Here is a 15828-nt window from a genome sequence, read left to right as displayed (position 1 = left end):
CCATAACGTATCCAAGTGGCTCAGTCTCCGTGTGAAAATCGTCGGCATGCTCCGTTGGGGTTTGTTGTTCGGAGAATTCCGGAATCTCGTCGGCGGCAGCGCAAGCGAATATCTCGGAATAGGCCTTCATGTCGACGGAGCCCACCGCGCAACGGTTGCTTCCAAGCCACGTCCAACTGTTCTCAGGACCGTTCGATCGGTCGCTACTGTATGGCCCGCCTCGAGCTTCTCGGAGTTGGCGTGCCGGCGCTCTTTGAAGGGCCGAGCAAAGTACGATGATGAAGCGCGGGCTTGAATCGAGGGCTTGACGGCGCGTTCGATCCAGCCTGCAGTATGTTGTAGAATGGCTCGAAGGCTTCACTTTCTATAGGTTCTAAGCATCCATGTCAGACTGGCTCTCTTCTGCTCTCGACTACATCCCCACATGGATCGACTATCAGCGGGAACTATTCGATCAGCCCGGTGTGTCGCTGGCGATCGCTCACAAAGGCCAGGTGCTGCTCGAACACGCGAGCGGCATGGCCGATCTCGCAACCCGCGAACCGCTCACCCCCCGTCATCGCTTTCGTGTCGCCTCGCACTCGAAGACGTTCACGGCGGCTGGGATCATGTTGTTGCGCGAGCGCAATAAGATCCGGCTTGACGACCGCCTGGGTGAGTATCTGGCAGATCTTACGCCGCAGGTTTCCGACGTCACCATTTCGCAGCTGCTTTCGCATGCGGCCGGCCTGACCCGCGACGGGCCTGACGGCGGTCAGTTTTCGGACCGCCGTCCCTTCCTGAGCGAGGCGGAGTTTCGTGCCGATCTCTCCGCGCCACAGCCGCTCGGGCCCGGCGTTACGTTCAAATACTCCAATCACGGTTTCGCGTTGCTAGGCAAAGTCATCGAGAAGGTGACCGGTGAGCCCTATGGCCGCTGGACCTATGATCACGTCGTCGCCCCAGCGGGCCTGACAGAGACGACGCCCGATTTCGATCCGACCGTCTGTCGTCCATTCGCCCGTGGCCACTCGACGCGCCAACCCTATGGTCGGCGCTTCGTCATCCCCGGGGACAATGTGACGAACGATTTGGCCTCGGCGACAGGCTTTACGGCTACCGCCGGCGACCTCGCGCGGTTTTTCGGCCAGCTTTCTCCCGGCGCCCAATCGAGCATATTGACGGCGGCAAGCCGCCGCGAGATGACGCGACGCCATTGGCGCGATGCCCACTCACAGCTGGAGCGTTACTACGGTCTAGGCACGATTTCAGGTCCGCCAGGTCCGTGGGGTTGGGTTGGTCATGCCGGTGGCTTCCAGGGAACGCTGACGCGCTCGGTGGTTCTGCCGGAGCAGGATATCGCGATCAGCATCCTCACCAACGCCATAGACGGTCTCGCGAATGTCTGGTTCGAGGGCGTGATCCACATACTAAAGACCATCCACGATGTCGGTGCCCCGGGACCCGAGACCGCTCACTGGCGCGGCCGCTGGTGGACCCTGTGGGGTCCGTTGGATCTTGTGCCCGGCAAAGACAGGGTGTTAGTTGCGACGCCGAGCCAGCTGTCCCCTCTCTTGGACGCGACCGAACTAAGTCCGTCCGGTATCGACAAGGCAGTCGTGACGTCGGCGCAGGCATTCGGGGATCTCGGTGAGGCCTGTCGCCTTTTCCGTGGCCCTGCCGGCATGGTCGAAGAGGTCAGGATCGGCGGCAAACACTTGGTGACTGAAGACGCGATCCGGTCCGAAATACGACACCGGTACCAGCCGAGCTCAGGCGCAGTTTAGACGACGTTCTGTCTCGATAGATGTTAACGCGTCTTGAAGGCCAAGTTGGGTCAACTATTTGATGCCCGATCTATGGCGGTTCTTACCAAGGCGATCGCGCGTTCGAGCCGGCTGGACAGAAGTGCGAGGTCTTCCGGGGTTGCCTCCTCCATTCGTAGCGTTTCCGCGCTCAATGTGTCGCTCATAAGGTCATCAATCGAAAAGACGATCTCCGCTGCGTGGCCAACTTCACCAAGAACATTCGATAGTCCTGGGACAATCTCGCCACATGGCGTGATGCGCACCGACAGCCTCGTTTTCGAGATTAAGAGGTTCTCGACCGTCTCTGCCGGCAGATCGACGGCCGAAACGATTGCCCCGTCCAACCGATACCCAAACCGGTACACGCCGGCGTGGGGCGAGGCCACACCGGGTGCTTCAATGAACGGCTCTAGGTCTGACGCTTGAGACTTCATGAGTTTTCGATAGCTGCGCGCTGTCCATATCGCAAAAAAGAGGCGATATGGACTATATTCCCTAGAGACTATATGCCCCATGGTGCCCGATCCTGCAATGCAGGATTGGTGCAGCATCGTAGGGGGAAACGTGCGACGGCTGCGGCAATCGAGGCGCATGACGCAAGAGGAGCTCGCATTCGAGGCGCAAATAGATCTAACTTACGTCGGTGGCATTGAGCGGGGCCGTCGAAATCCCAGTTTGTTAGTCATGGCGAGAATCGCACGGGCGCTTTCCGTGCCCATCACTAAACTATTTGTGGAATCCTGAAATCGGCAAAGGCGACGAGGCTACGTGCCCCTCCGCCAGACCTTGGTTAGCGCGCGCGCTTCTCGAAGGGCCAAGGGAGGCCTCCGAAAGCGCGGGAGCTCTATTGGGAGGTTTGGTAGGGACGGCCTGTCGCAGAACGCCTCACTCGTGCCAGCGCTGGCCCCTGGCTACGCCTCCTTGGCAGCGATAGCCTATCGGCGGCGCAACGGTTGACGCGGGTGAGGGTTACGATGGTCTGGTTTGGGGGCTCATTGTCTGTGGCGACTCGATCTGCGGCCCTTGGGCATGGTCGATCAGCCACAATGGTGCGGGCGCGCGAGAAGCTTTTCGGCGCGCCGCTCCTACCGCCGCGCCCTAAATATCGCGAGGGAAAGCCGGCGAAGATCGTTTACATCCGAGGACCGATGTTCCCGAGATAGGCGAGAGTAGTGCGATGGCTGCGTCGATCCTAGTTGGGCGCCGGCGGCAGGCACTTGTTAATGCGGGCATCCTGTCTCGTCTTCACGAAGCGGCAGACACCGAGCAAGGATTCCTCGAAGAGCTGATCGACCGATGGCGTGACGCCGGTCGTATCGTACATCATGCCGAGGGGAATCCCTCGACTGCATTCATTCGCGTTGCGGGTCCGATAGACGAGGTCGTCGCAGCGCTGTTGGTGTGCACCAATATCCTGCAGCGCCTTAGCGCGCAGCTCTTTGTCGTAACGTTTTAGGTTTTCCTGTTCTGCGAGCGCATCAGCACGCAATTTTCGAATCTCTTCGTCCGACATCTGCGAGACGCGGTAGGCCCGCATCTCTGAGAGATCGGCAGCGGCCCAATCGTCGCGCTTTGCTTGATAGACGATGCCACCGCCAATGAAGCCAACGAGCGCGACCGCGACGGCAATTCCGAGAGCTGGCCAACTGATCAAACGGGCCATTGGTGGATTCCCCGGCTACGGTAGAAAAGCGCCGACCAAAGCTTTCATGAATCCCTCGAGCGATGTTCGGGCAAGAATGAGCGCTAGAAGCGCGAACGCAGCTGGAACGCAGACCTCCGCACCCTTGCGCACCTGCCTTAGAACGCGAGGTAATTGTCTGACCCCGATGCGGCGCTCCGCCTTTTTTACGGCAGCATTTGCGGCATCTTCCACCTTGCCATACGCATCCCACCAAGGTTCAGGGTCCGGTTCATAGTGGCCGTCGCGTATCTCGCGTTCCTGTTGGACCATGTCGTCATCGGCGGACTGAGCGGAGGCGAGAGCGGCCTTTGTGCGCTCTCCTTCGATATATCGAGTCACTAGCACGCCGGTCTCACGATCACGCATCAAGTCGGTCGATGCACGGAGCATGAAACTAACCAGCAGCAAGAGGACGCCGAGTGCTAGCAGCATCGATAGCACGTCAGAGCGTCCTCCGAAGTCTAACGGGATAAGGCTCGTAGGTAGAAGACGGACATTGAAGAGAACAGCCGTCATGCAGATTGCCGATGTTACGACCAGATGTCGAGCCGTGCGCATGGTTTCTTCGCTGAGCGGGTCTCCGTAGAGGTTCTCCAAGAAAGTGCTCGCGGACACTGCGTCGGCGTTCGCATCGTTGTTATTTTTTTCGTCGGCCACTTAATGCAAAATTCCGAATAATGGGTCTGAGTCTTAAGATTGAGGATAGGTTGGCATCGCGGGATGACGACCTGCAGCATCACTTTCGCAGTGGCTCCTCTTCGGCCTTGCCGGCAATAAAATCAGCTATTCGGCGTGCCTCGGCTGGATTGCCAGCCATCCAGAGACCGATGAAGGCTGACGAGACTATCGCGACCGGGATCAATCCTGCCTTTTGCCCGACTTGGCTGAACAGCAAGTGAGGATCGCGATTTGTTTGATTTACCTCGATAACGATTCTCCGTACCTTTTCTTCCTGATCGGGCTGGAGATGCAGGGCAACGGCGAGCTTCATCGATAGCGTGTCGAGGTTTGAGGCTACGTAGTTGAAAACCTCGGCCTCGGGAGCTTGGCCCGGCAACTTGATGACGCCAGCGGCTTCATCGGCGGGCTTTGGGCTGTCACCGTCTAGGATGCAGGCCGATTTCAACTTCCCTGAAACTGCCGGATTGCGCTGGTGCGAGGTGTGGATGCCATAGGCCTGCCCATCGCCACTGACGGCATAAACTCCGATCTCGTCGATGTGCTCTGGGACGAGATTTCGGATTATGCTTTCGACCCATTCCTTGGCGAAGGAGTCCTCTACAAAGATCGCGAGCGACTCGTCGATCCGGCCCGTGATCGCGCGGAGAGCTTGGATTGAAATCCGTCCCTGTCGTACCTTGCCGTCAATCGATGACCAAATCGCTTCGGGTGGTAGCGGCAACAGAGCATCTTCCGAATGCGTCGTAAAAATTGACTGCGTCGATTTGCGTCCCGCCACGTCGATTAAGTATTCGACCATTCGGCGAACGGCCACAGGATGCAAGCCGTTCTCGATTTCTTCGATCAGGATGAGGGTATTGTCGGGCGCGGACTCGATTTCGCTCACCATGCGGATGACAGACGACTCTCCGGCACCAAAGTGGAATTCGGAATACGTGATCGTTCCGTCACCGCCAACGTAGAAGCTCTGCGAGTTGGATATCGCCGCATGCTCGAATCTCGAAACATCTTTGCCGAGTATTTTTGCGACCTGTTTTTGGACCTCTGCCGTCAGTTGGCTGCGTTTGCCAGAGAACTTGTAGTTCACAGTAGCCAGCTTCTTAAACTCCCGCCGTTCGCCAGCTGGAACTGTTCGTTGGATACCGAAGTACAAGACCGGCCTTTCAATCAGGTCGTCTCTCACCCACTTTGATCGCTTGAACTTTGCGCTGCGTTGAATGAGCTGAGTGGGGTTTTTGCTCTTTTGGACAATGTCGAAGCTGATGCCCCAATCCGACATGGTCTCGTCGCCTATGAAGCTTTTGGGAAAGAATAGTGCGGGGCGAATAGATTTATGAGCGATCGCCGCAGCGCCGAGGATCGTCGACTTTCCGCCTCCATTAGTGCCGATCAATGCAGTAACGGGGAACTCGAAATCGACGACCTCGCCCGCGAATGCCCTCGCTTTCGCGAGCTTCATCCGCCTAAGATACGAACCGTAGCTGTTTGATTTGACCTTTTGCAGCAGGGCGCGCACCTCGCTGTCTCGGATTTCTGATTGATATGGCCCCATTATTCCTCCAAACCCCGGCAGCCCGGCGCGTTCCACCTAGCTTTGGCACAATAGTGTCAGGGTGCAATCGGGGATAGGTCGGACTGACCGATGACGCTTTTGGCGGGTAAGAAATCCACAAGCCTAAAGTAGTGGGGCGGAATGCCGTCACACGGCCAACTTGTCCTCTTTGTCCGCGCCGCGCATCACGATCTTGAGCGCGTCATCCGGCAATGACCGCTGCAGCGCCTTGGCCTCATCCCAAGGCGCGCGCATCCACACGTCGCGCTCCTCATCGGTCGTCAGGATCACCGGCATGGCCTTCTCATGGATCGGGGCGACCACCGCGTTGGGCACGGTGGTCAGGAAGCCGTAGACCAGATGAGGCCCGGGGATGGGTTTGGATTTGGTGCCCCGGTCGCCCTTGAAATCGGTCCAGATGCCGGCGAACGCGGTGAGGGGCCGATCGTCCGCGAGCGCGAACCAAACGACATCCTTCTTTTTTGTCTCCAGGTTCGGCTCCGGCGCATACTCGGCGAAGCTGTTGAACGGGACAAGGCAACGGTTCTCCGGCTTGAGCCAGCCGCGCCAGTGCGGTGACGAGGTGTTGCGGATGTTCGTGACCGGTGGCCCGCCTGTGCGCGGCGGGGGGCATGCCCCAGCGCATCATGATCATCTCGCGCTCTTCGGCGGCGGCATTCCGGATCACGGGGGCAGGGTAGTCAGGAAACACGCCGGGCATCGGCGCGAGGTTACCGACGTAACGGTTGACCACGCGGAAGAGGTTGAGGATCGCGGCTTGGTTTGTAGTTATTGAATATAGATTGCACATGTCATCGAAAGACCCGGAACAACGCTGCGATGCTCTCCCAAATGGTCGCACGCACGACCGTTTCGGCGGCCACTTGAGCTAATCGACCGGTGGATCTCGATGAAGCGAGCTGAACGGTGGCGTGCGACGAGGGAGGCAGACCCAATCTGACTTTCAACGCTCCTCGGTCTAGCTCCGCGAGTTTGGTGTACTCTTCGTTTTTTGCGTAGACCAGCCAAAGCAGCGCGTCTTGTTCCGCTTTTGGCAGGTGGGAAACCTGATCGTGCATCCTCTTGATGAACGCGGTGTATCTCGTCTCGATGAACTTCCTATCGCGCCCGAGGATTTCGCGCCAGAACTCATCCACCTGCGGCGTAACGTCGATAGTTTCGACGGCAGCTTGAGCAAGACGATCAGCCGAGCCTGCGGTGGTGGGAGGACTCAAACCCAGCCTGACCTTCAGTCCTTCCGGGTCATTCTGCTGCAAACTTTCATAGATGGCCATCTGTCGCATGATCGGCTGAGGTGCCTCTGCCTGTTGCGCCGCTGGTAGGCGCGCAACCTGAGGTTCCAGCCTATCCATGAACTCTCCGAATTTCCTTTTCTTGGTTTCGGGATCGTCCTCCAGACTATCGCGCCAGACCTCATCCAGTTGCTCCAAAAAATTCATAGGTGATGCTCCAAAGTAAAAATCTGAAATTTCTATCTCTCTCCCAGCCACCACGTCGAAGGTGGGTCATTGGCGGAAATCGTCGTGGCCCGCAGCGCCACGAGGTGGCTGCGCTTGTAGGGATAGCCCTGGACCGCCGAGCAATCCTTGCAGCGCATGCGGCGCTCCAGCTCGTGCACGGCTGTCGATTTTGGTTTGCGGACGATGGTGAAGCCCGCATTGAGCGCGTCGCCGAGGGCAGGGGACGGCTGCGCCGGTCCCTGAAAGCCGAGCACGCGCGCGTTCCACGCCTCGCAGGCCAGTCGGTCGGCTTTCCGGCGCGCCTCGGCGGCTTGCTCGGCCGCCGCGCGGACGGAGGCGCCGTAGATTCGTTCCCGGGATTTGCTGCCCATGCAGAGAACAATGCGCCGGGAGGAGCAGTGAGAGCAAGCCGCCAGCGGTTGGGGCCGTGCGTGCGGCTTGGCACACGGGCTTGGTCAACGGAGCAAAGCTAAGAGCCAGCTCACCACGTCGTCGCTTTTTGGTGTTACAACAATGCCTTGAGGAGCGCTGGAGGGGGCGATGCCAAAGCAATGGGGGGCCGTGCTTCAAGGGCACGAGTTCGATCTGCAAGACTGGCGTGACATGCTCAAGCCGCCGTTTGATCCGTGGGTCGAGGTGCATGGAGCCGATACAGTATTGCGATCAAACTCGTTTGGTGACCTCACATCTGCGAATGAGGTGCGCGACCGGGCAGTCACTCACATCGAGCGGTTGAACGGGGCTATGTTTGTCGCGATGCAGGGGCAGCCGCTTCAATTCGGCGGGGTTATCGAATTTGCATCCGATGGCAAGCATAGTAGGACGCTGTTCGCTGAGGGGTTTGTTGAGCGCGCTCGGTTGAGAATGCACGCAGTGGCCGTCGTGATAGGGCCGGACGACGTGCCGAAGCCGAACCCGCCTCCTAAAGAGAGCGACGTCCAAAGATGGGCGGCCATCGCTGACACGGACGATCTCTTGGAAGATGCGTTGATCTTTTTCGGCCGGGCTTCTCCGTCCGATCACGGTTCTCCACCGACCTTTTGGTTCGACATTTACAAAGCCCTCGAATGCCTGATCGAGAAATTCGGCGGCGCGCACAAATTCTGCACTCTCAATTGGGCTCCCAAGGCACAGATTGAGAACCTAAAACGGACCGCCGATTGGGGCAGGCACGCCAGCCGGAGCCGGAGGCATCCCCCGCCGCCCAATCCGACAACCAAGCAAGAAGCCTACGAACTGATGGCAAAGCTGCTGCGAAAAGTGTTTGAGGCTGGCGACGCCTCACGGCCTTGAAAGCTGGGATGCGATACTCGACGAGCAGGCGTGCAGCTTACCGGGCCACGGTGGCAGTTAGGGTGCTGGCGCGCTCGGAGAGATTCCAACTCCCGACCCGCGGAATCGAAATCCATGAGTCAGCTGGCAGCCAGATCGCGTCAGGTCGTTGGGAAGACTGTCCAAAGGCATTTAGACGCCGGAAATGCACCCAAGCTCGTCATCTACCTCCGCAACCCGTTGAAATCACATATAATGCGAACTCCCTCCGAGCGCACCATAAACCCAAATCATCATCGGGCGAGGGCCACTTGGGTGATCGATGTACTGATCCCTGACACCAGGTCTCGCTAGTTCGTCGGAGCTGTCGAGCTTTGCTATCGCGCCATCCGATAGAACGAAACCAAATTGCGGTGCGCTGCTGACCCATCACGGTGTACGTAGGCCAATGATGGGTCGATCATCACTCGACGTCACAAAGCTGGCGAGAGCCGATCATTCATAACCGACCTCGGACCGCACCTTTCCGCGGAACACCCAATACGACCAGCTCGAATAGGTCAGGATGACCGGGAGCAGGAATAGCGTTCCGACCAGAAGGAAAGCTTGGGTGCGCGGCGAGGAGGCGGCCTCCCACAGCGTCAGCTGATAGGGCACTATCATCGGATACAGGCTGATGGCCATGCCAATGTAGGTCAGGACGAACAGCCCCACCGAAGCAAAGAATGGCGTCGCCTCGGCCTCGCTGTTGAGCGACCGCCATATCCTGAGCGCGATCACGCCGGACAACACCGGCACTGGGGCGAACAGCGCGATGTTGGGCCAGCTGAACCAGCGCGCCGCCACTGCGGGGCTCATGATGGGCGTCCAGATACTCACGATCGCGATTGCGCCCACAACTCCGATGAGGCAGACGCTGCCCTGGCGACGAGCGGCGGCTTGAACGTCACCTTCGGTCTTCAGGATGAGCCAGCCGGCGCCGAGCAGGCCGTAGCCGAACATCAGGGCGACGCCAGTCAGAACGGAAAAGGCCGTGAGAAACGCAAAGGACGTTCCCGCGAATTGCCCGTTCTGAACCGGAAAACCCTGGACGAATGCGCCAAGCACGACGCCTTGCGCGAAGGTAGCGATGGCAGATCCGTAGCAGAATGCGCAGTCCCAGAACGTCTTGTTCTCGGCGTCGCGAACGCGAAATTCGAACGCAACGCCGCGGAACACCAGTCCAAGCAGCATAACCAGGATGGGGAAATACACGGCCGGTATGATGACCGCAAAGGCCTTGGGGAACGCGGCGAGGAGCCCAAGGCCGCCAAGCACCAGCCAGGTCTCGTTGCCATCCCAGATGGGGGCGATCGAGTTCATGATAGTGTTGCGGGAGCGCTTGTCGCCCGCCAGGCCATAGAGCATCCCGACGCCGAGATCGAAGCCGTCCAGCAGCACGTAGAAGAACACGGCCGCGGCCAGGATCACTGTCCAGATCGGGACCAAATCGAGGACCTGGGTCATTACACTTCTCCTTTGACGACGTTGATGGCCGGGGTGAGGACCGGCGCGGAGGCAATACCAGCCTCGATGGCCGAAGCCGTTTCATTGATCTCGACCGGGCCCTTGCGAATGAGCCGGGCAATCAGCATGACCCCGCAGGGATAGATCATCAGGTAGACCGCCATGTAAGCCAACAACGAGAGCGTCACGTCGGAGCTCGTCAGGGATGGCGACACCGAGGCTGCCGTGCGGAGGAGCCCATAGACCGTCCAGGGCTGCCGGCCGACCTCGGTCACGAACCATCCGGCGACGACGGCGATGAAGCCGAGCGGAAGCGCACACTGACATGCCAACAGGTACAACCGCGTGTCGTAGAGTTGTCCGCGCCACCGCAACCAGCCGCCCAGCAGCACTAGCCCCAACATCAGGCCCGCGCATCCCACCATCGCGCGGAAGGCGAAGAAGGGGATCGCCACCGGCGGCCGCTGATCGGCGGGGAAGTCCTTCAGACCCTTGACCTCGCCATGGAGATCGTGTGTCAGGATCAGGCTTCCGAGGAATGGAATTTCGATCGCGAACTTGTTCTGCTCGGCCTTGTCATCGGGAATCGCAAAGACCGTCAGCGGCACGCCCTTGCCGGTCTCCCAGCGAGATTCGATGGCCGCCAGCTTTGCAGGCTGATATTTGCGGGTGTTAAGGCCGTGCATATCGCCGATCAGCATCTGCATCGGCACCAGCACGGTCAGCGCCCACAGCGCCATCGAGAACATGATGCGCGCTTCCCGAACCGAGCGGTTGCGCCTCAGTAGGTATGCGCCGACACCAAGGATCACGAAGCCGGTGGTGGTGAAGAATGCGAATGCAGTGTGCGCCAGCCGATAAGGAAAGGACGGATTGAAGATCACCTTGATCCAGTCTATCGGAATGAACTGGCCATTGACGATCTCGTAGCCGGCTGGCGTCTGCATCCAGCTGTTGGCGGACAGGATCCAGAACGTGGAAAACAACGTCCCGATTGCCACCATGAGAGCGGCGAACAAGTGCGCCCACGGCGGCACCAGCTTGCGGCCGAACAAGAGGACGCCGAGGAAGCCGGCTTCCAGGAAGAAGGCAGTAAGGCCCTCATATGCAAACAGCGGCGAGAGGACGTCGCCGGCGGCGGCCGCATAGCGGCTCCAGTTGGTGCCGAACTGGAACGGCATGACGAGCCCGGTCACGACGCCCATGCCGAAGGCGATGGCGAAAATCTTGGTCCAGAATGTCGAGATGCGGGCATATTCTTCGCGCCCGGTCGCGAAACTCAAGCCCTCGACGACCGCGATGAAGGAGGCACATCCCACGGTGAACGCTGGCAGCAGGATGTGCCAGGCGACGACCCAGGCGAACTGGATGCGTGATAACAGGACTGGATCGAAGTGCATCGCTGAACCTCTTTTGTTGCGGTGGTGTCGAGAGAGCAGCCGAGGGGCTCTCTAAAAGCCGTCTGCAGCATGCAGGCTCGCTCAAAAATAGCTGGCGAGGTTCAGATGCATGAGTAAACGCTGCCAAATCCCGGCAAATTCTTCGAAAGCCGCGGAAGCAACGATGTTGAGTACACGCTCAACGGTGATCGACCGTATGCAATTCGGCCCGGCGTTGCTCTCTGAAGTCCTCAGATTTGATTGCTCGTAAGCCGGCCTATCCTCGCCTGAGCTGTTCGAGCCAGCTCGCAAAACGTGGGTGCCTGGTAAATCGACCCTCTAAAGCAGCTAACTCTTGTCGAAAAAGCGGAAGAGAAAGAGTCCTTTCAATATCGGGCTCTCTTATCTTCCAGATCGCCGATGGAAGGAAGCCATGCACTTTAAGCTCATAAAGCTCGTAGATTGAGTAAATGATTTCATGTGCTGCTCGACGCTCTTCTGGCGTCATGTCCAGGTTGCAAGGTGCGTCTCTTTCAACAAAAGCAGCTATCGGGAGGTCGCGCCTCAGGTTGGAGATCCGGTCGGAATACTTGAGGAAAATGTCAGCTCCTACACGCCTGTTGTTGGTGTGCAGCGCGGCGTAGATGGCAATACTGCTAACTATGACGGTGCCAAGCGTCATAAATCTCAAAATGTGGTCGAGCACTTGTATCGTCCATCAACTCAAGAATCCCAATCATCGATCGCAAGCATGCCGCCGTTTACGATGCCGGCTGGTGGCCCTCACGCGAGTCCCGCGCGGGAGCAGGGGCCCTCGGCGGCTCCGGGATCAATCGCGAGCTGCGCTGGCCGGTGAAATACGACCAGAGCCACTGGTGCTGCACGCGCCAACGGTTCTGCAACTGCGGCAGGGCGAGGATGTGAACGAACGCCCACACCAGCCAGGTCAGGGCACCACTCGTGCGTATCCAGCCGCGCTCCAGCACAGCGTAATTCTTGCCGACGATCGCCATATTGCCCTTGTCGAAATAGCTGAACGGACGCTTGACCCTCCGTCCCTTCAGCTCGTTGGCGATCAGCCGCCCGACATAGTGTCCTTCCTGGATTGCCGCCTGCGCCACGCCTGGCACCGGGTGTTCGTTTTTTTGCATGACCGACGCCGCATCGCCGACGACGAAGACGCCGGGCGCCTCCGCGACTTTCAGGAAGGGATCAACCAGCGCGCGCCCTGCGCGGTCGGTCCTGGTGCCGAGCATCTTTGGGACCGGCGATGCCGCAACCCCCGCGGTCCACAGCACCGTGGCGCTGGGGATCCGGTTTCCGCCGGCGACCACGCCCTGCGCGTCGACGGTCTCGACTTTCACTTCGGTCAAGATCTTCACGCCGAGCTTTTCGAGCCGTCGGGTCGCCCTGCGGGACAGTGACTCGGCAAAGGTCGACAGAACCCGCTTGCCAGCGTCGAGCAGAATGATGTTCGCCTGTGCCGGATCGATGTAGCGGAAGTTGCCGCGCAACGTGACCGTCACCATTTGCGCGAGGGATGCTGCGAGTTCCACACCCGTTGGGCCTGCGCCGACCAGCACGAATGTCATCTGACGCGCGCGTTCAGCCTCGTCCTCAGTCGTTGCGGCCAGTTCAAACGCGCCGAGGATTTTGGCTCGGATCGTCTCGGCATCACTGAGGTTCTTGAGGCCCGGCGCATATTGAGCGAACTCGTCGTGCCCGAAGTAGCTCGGACGCATGCCGGTCGCGACCACCAGGTAGTCGTAGGCGATCTCAAGCGCGCCCGCGCCGGGCGAAGACGCCTCGATCGTGCGGGAAGCCACGTCGATGCCGGTGACCTCTGCCAGGAGCACGCTGAGGTTTTTCTGCTTCGCTTCGAGCTGACGGATCGGCGCGGCAATCTCCGCAGGCGAGAGCACCGCCGTCGCCACCTGGTAAAGCAGCGGCTGAAAGATATGATGATTGCGGCGGTCGATCAGTATGACATCGACATCGGCGCGCCGGAGCGCACGCGCGGCTGCGATTCCTGCGAAGCCGCCTCCGATGATGACGACGCGCTGTCGCTTCTGCTGGGGTGTCTCAACAACGGCGGTTGCCTCGCCAGGTCGGATCTCCTCCAATGTTGCACCCATAGGTTCACCTCGTTCGTGCTCTTGGCAGCTTCAGGTAGTTTCGTCGCAGCGTGATGCTCTCAAGGCTGCATCCATTCGGGTCCGCTACGGTAACCCGACGCACCAGAAAGCGGCCAGTCTGCAATACGCGGGCCTGTCCGGTTGCGTAACCGCGCCGGTCGGTTGCGGCCTCAACATGGTCAGGAACACCGCGAAGCACAGAGCTCCTATGGAGAACGTGACCACGCTCAGAACGTTTTTCATATCGGCTCCACGCGTTTCCGGACGGCGCCGCTGTGACGGGACGCGCCCGGTTGATACGAATGCGGACTACTCGGTCGCCGCGTGCGTCGGGCTCTTCGTAAAATCGGGCGGACGCTTCTCGAGGAAAGCCGAGAGCGCTTCCTTGGCCTCTGGCCCGCTCACCCGTTCCATGAACTCCTTGCTTTCGCTTTCGATCGCCGCTTTGAGCTGGCGTATCGAAGGCTCCTTGAGGAGTCGCTTGCTCGCCAGCAACGCGCCGCTCGGTTTTGCCGCCAGCTTCTGCGCCGTTGCGGTGGCGGTTGTGAGCAGGTCGGCGTCGGACACCACGCGGGTCACGAGGCCCAGCTCCGCTGCCCGCGCGGCCGTGAAGGGCTCTCCCAGCAAGTACAATTCCGCCGCCCGGAGATGGCCCACGCGCGCCGGTATCGAAAAGCTCGATCCGAACTCCGGTACCAAGGCCAGGTTGATGAACGGCAGCTGGAATTTCGCGCTCTCGACCGCGTAAACGAAATCGCAGTGCGTCAGCATCGTCGTTCCACCGCCGATCGCCGCGCCTTGCACGGCCGCGACGATCGGCTTTTCGAACTTGACGAACGCCTCCATCAGATCGCCCTGCGGAAATGCACCCGGTCTGGGCGGATTCTTGAGGAAATCCACGACGTCATTGCCGGCGCAGAATACGTTTCCGGTGCTGTGCCAGAGCACGACACGGATCGCATCGTCCTTGTCAGCTTCGTTGAGGATGTCGGCCAGGTTCGTATACATGGCAGACGTCATCGCGTTCTTCTGGACCGGGCGATTAAGCTGGACCCGCAGGGTGCCGTCGGCACGCTCGGTGAGAATGTCGTTCATGGGCTTGTTCCTTTTCTCTGTCCGTCCTGTGTCAGGCGTGTTCCTTGACTTTCGGCACGGCGTCGCTCGCGCGCAGGTCATCGATGCCTTTCGCGTCGAATCCCAGGTCGTGCAGGATCTCCTCGGTGTGCTCGCCGAGATCGGGTCCGCGCCGGGCAGGGACCTTGGCGACACCGTGCACCTGTATCGGACTGCTGATCGTCGTGCTGAGTTTGCCACCGGCGCCTTCGAGCGGAACGATGATGTCGTTCGCCCGCAACTGCGGATCGTCGACGACCTCTAGCGGTCCGCGCACGGCGCCGAACGTGACGTGCACGCCGCTAAAGACCTCATTCCAATGTGCCATGGGCTGCGCTGCGAAGACATCGTCGAGGATGGCCGTGAGCTGTGGCATGCTTGCGATCAGCTTCGCCGGATCGGAGAACCGGTCATCCGTTAGAAGGTCCGGGCGACCGATGGCGTTCGCGACGGCGGCCAACCTGTCCGCGGTGACGATGAGAACGAACCAGGTGCCGTCTGAGGAGCGATACACGTTGAACGCCGCATTGGCCGGATGCATGCGATCGTGCAGCCCGTAGAACTTCGCGCCGGACAAGGCGGCCTGGATCGAAACGCTCGCCGACCAGACGCCTTCGGCGAGCAGCGAGGTCGTGACATACGCCCCCTTGCCGGTGCGCTCGCGGCGGTAGAGCGCCGTGACGATCGCCGAATAGATTCCGACAGCAGTCGCATTGTCGCCGCTGCCGCCCACCGGTAAGGTCGGGGGCGCCCCAGCATCGCGGGTCATGGACAGCAGGCCGCTGCGCGCCCAGTATGACGTGATGTCGAAGCCTGGCAGATTGGCATCTGGCCCCTTTTCTCCGAAGCCGGTGAGGTCCGCATAGATCAGGCGTGGATTCCACGGCACTACATCGTCGTATTCGAGCCTCAATTTCTTGCGCGCGGGGTGCGGCGTGTTGACGATGAATACGTCGGCCCATTTGACAAGCTGCTTGAGAACCTGCTGGGCGCTAGGCGATTTCAGGTTAAGCGTGATGCTGCGCTTGTTGCGGTTGGCCAGATGCCACTGGTAGGGATCATCTGCCGCCGGTTGCGGTGGGATCCTGTGCCCCTGCCTCCAGGGGTCGCCGCTCGGCGGCTCGACCTTGATGACGTCTGCGCCGAAGTCGGACAGAATCACGGCGGCGCCGGGAGCCGCAACGTAGGTCGAGAAGTCGACGACCTTCAGTCCGGAAAAGATGTTGTCGTTTGCCATT

15 protein-coding genes and 1 pseudogene are annotated in these 15828 nt (G+C 59.9%); 3 read left to right on the top strand and 13 right to left on the bottom strand.

Going from position 1 to position 15828, the window contains the following annotated elements:
* Positions 1–383 precede the first annotated feature (383 nt).
* Complete coding sequence (locus ACVMB1_RS29775; RefSeq protein WP_456849497.1) at positions 384–1766, top strand: serine hydrolase domain-containing protein; 1383 nt, start codon at positions 384–386, stop codon at positions 1764–1766.
* A gap of 50 nt (positions 1767–1816) precedes the next feature.
* Here ACVMB1_RS29775 and ACVMB1_RS29770 read toward each other — a convergent pair whose 3' ends face one another.
* Positions 1817–2221 carry a hypothetical protein gene (locus ACVMB1_RS29770; protein ID WP_456849495.1) on the bottom strand — a complete coding sequence of 135 codons (405 nt, stop codon included), beginning with the start codon at positions 2219–2221 and terminating at the stop codon, positions 1817–1819.
* A 79-nt stretch (positions 2222–2300) separates the two neighbouring features.
* Here ACVMB1_RS29770 and ACVMB1_RS29765 point away from each other — a divergent pair, with 79 nt between their 5' ends.
* Positions 2301–2531 (top strand): helix-turn-helix domain-containing protein, encoded by a 231-nt coding sequence (locus tag ACVMB1_RS29765; protein WP_063709270.1) that lies wholly within the window; start codon positions 2301–2303, stop codon positions 2529–2531.
* A gap of 448 nt (positions 2532–2979) precedes the next feature.
* On the opposite strand, the gene ACVMB1_RS29760 is transcribed toward ACVMB1_RS29765, so the two are convergent.
* The 6 genes and pseudogenes from ACVMB1_RS29760 to ACVMB1_RS29735 form a co-directional block, all read right to left on the bottom strand.
* The gene (locus ACVMB1_RS29760) at positions 2980–3450 is read right to left on the bottom strand and encodes a hypothetical protein (protein WP_316398240.1); all 471 of its coding nucleotides are present in this window, start codon (positions 3448–3450) and stop codon (positions 2980–2982) included.
* Positions 3451–3465: 15 nt separating this feature from the next.
* On the bottom strand, positions 3466–4128 hold the full coding sequence (locus ACVMB1_RS29755) for a hypothetical protein (RefSeq protein ID WP_456849492.1): 663 nt from the start codon (positions 4126–4128) through the stop codon (positions 3466–3468).
* A 79-nt stretch (positions 4129–4207) separates the two neighbouring features.
* Positions 4208–5668: an ATP-dependent nuclease gene (locus tag ACVMB1_RS29750; RefSeq protein WP_456849490.1), complete on the bottom strand. Its 1461-nt coding sequence runs from the start codon at positions 5666–5668 to the stop codon at positions 4208–4210.
* Positions 5669–5851: 183 nt separating this feature from the next.
* Positions 5852–6515, bottom strand: a pseudogene (locus ACVMB1_RS29745) (SOS response-associated peptidase).
* Between the two features lies 1 nt (position 6516).
* Positions 6517–7164, bottom strand: coding sequence for a hypothetical protein (locus tag ACVMB1_RS29740; protein ID WP_456849488.1), 648 nt, complete (start codon positions 7162–7164; stop codon positions 6517–6519).
* 32 nt (positions 7165–7196) lie between these two features.
* Complete coding sequence (locus ACVMB1_RS29735; RefSeq protein WP_456849486.1) at positions 7197–7556, bottom strand: hypothetical protein; 360 nt, start codon at positions 7554–7556, stop codon at positions 7197–7199.
* Positions 7557–7725: 169 nt separating this feature from the next.
* On the opposite strand from ACVMB1_RS29735, the gene ACVMB1_RS29730 reads away from it, so the two are divergent.
* A complete protein-coding gene (locus ACVMB1_RS29730; RefSeq protein WP_456849484.1) occupies positions 7726–8478 on the top strand; it encodes a hypothetical protein in 753 nt (250 codons plus the stop codon).
* Positions 8479–8952: 474 nt separating this feature from the next.
* Here ACVMB1_RS29730 and cydB read toward each other — a convergent pair whose 3' ends face one another.
* The 6 genes from cydB to ACVMB1_RS29700 all read right to left on the bottom strand — a co-directional run bounded on the left by cydB (position 8953) and on the right by ACVMB1_RS29700 (position 15827).
* Positions 8953–9963 carry a cytochrome d ubiquinol oxidase subunit II gene (cydB, locus tag ACVMB1_RS29725; protein ID WP_456849482.1) on the bottom strand — a complete coding sequence of 337 codons (1011 nt, stop codon included), beginning with the start codon at positions 9961–9963 and terminating at the stop codon, positions 8953–8955.
* Positions 9963–11363, bottom strand: coding sequence for a cytochrome ubiquinol oxidase subunit I (locus ACVMB1_RS29720; RefSeq protein ID WP_456849480.1), 1401 nt, complete (start codon positions 11361–11363; stop codon positions 9963–9965). Before ACVMB1_RS29720 ends, cydB begins: the two co-directional genes overlap by 1 nt.
* Positions 11364–11619: 256 nt before the next feature.
* Entirely contained in the window at positions 11620–12048 is a 429-nt protein-coding gene (locus ACVMB1_RS29715) for a hypothetical protein (protein WP_456849478.1), read from the bottom strand.
* A 55-nt stretch (positions 12049–12103) separates the two neighbouring features.
* Complete coding sequence (locus ACVMB1_RS29710) at positions 12104–13465, bottom strand: NAD(P)/FAD-dependent oxidoreductase (RefSeq protein WP_456849476.1); 1362 nt, start codon at positions 13463–13465, stop codon at positions 12104–12106.
* Between the two features lie 321 nt (positions 13466–13786).
* Positions 13787–14572 carry an enoyl-CoA hydratase gene (locus ACVMB1_RS29705; protein ID WP_456849474.1) on the bottom strand — a complete coding sequence of 262 codons (786 nt, stop codon included), beginning with the start codon at positions 14570–14572 and terminating at the stop codon, positions 13787–13789.
* A gap of 31 nt (positions 14573–14603) precedes the next feature.
* Positions 14604–15827 (bottom strand): CaiB/BaiF CoA transferase family protein, encoded by a 1224-nt coding sequence (locus ACVMB1_RS29700; protein ID WP_456849472.1) that lies wholly within the window; start codon positions 15825–15827, stop codon positions 14604–14606.
* Position 15828 lies beyond the last annotated feature (1 nt).

The organism is Bradyrhizobium sp. USDA 4504 (assembly GCF_054063995.1).
Note: the sequence above shows the minus strand (reverse complement) of the source record. Positions and strands in the feature narration are given on the sequence as shown.

Coding starts and splice junctions, on each gene's coding strand:
- ACVMB1_RS29720 (WP_456849480.1), bottom strand. CDS start 11,363: ATGCACTTCGATCCAGTCCTGTTATCACGCATCCAGTTCGCCTGGGTC.
- ACVMB1_RS29700 (WP_456849472.1), bottom strand. CDS start 15,827: ATGGCAAACGACAACATCTTTTCCGGACTGAAGGTCGTCGACTTCTCG.
- cydB (WP_456849482.1), bottom strand. CDS start 9,963: ATGACCCAGGTCCTCGATTTGGTCCCGATCTGGACAGTGATCCTGGCC.
- ACVMB1_RS29740 (WP_456849488.1), bottom strand. CDS start 7,164: ATGAATTTTTTGGAGCAACTGGATGAGGTCTGGCGCGATAGTCTGGAG.
- ACVMB1_RS29775 (WP_456849497.1), top strand. CDS start 384: ATGTCAGACTGGCTCTCTTCTGCTCTCGACTACATCCCCACATGGATC.
- ACVMB1_RS29730 (WP_456849484.1), top strand. CDS start 7,726: ATGCCAAAGCAATGGGGGGCCGTGCTTCAAGGGCACGAGTTCGATCTG.
- ACVMB1_RS29705 (WP_456849474.1), bottom strand. CDS start 14,572: ATGAACGACATTCTCACCGAGCGTGCCGACGGCACCCTGCGGGTCCAG.
- ACVMB1_RS29770 (WP_456849495.1), bottom strand. CDS start 2,221: ATGAAGTCTCAAGCGTCAGACCTAGAGCCGTTCATTGAAGCACCCGGT.
- ACVMB1_RS29760 (WP_316398240.1), bottom strand. CDS start 3,450: ATGGCCCGTTTGATCAGTTGGCCAGCTCTCGGAATTGCCGTCGCGGTC.
- ACVMB1_RS29765 (WP_063709270.1), top strand. CDS start 2,301: ATGGTGCCCGATCCTGCAATGCAGGATTGGTGCAGCATCGTAGGGGGA.
- ACVMB1_RS29735 (WP_456849486.1), bottom strand. CDS start 7,556: ATGGGCAGCAAATCCCGGGAACGAATCTACGGCGCCTCCGTCCGCGCG.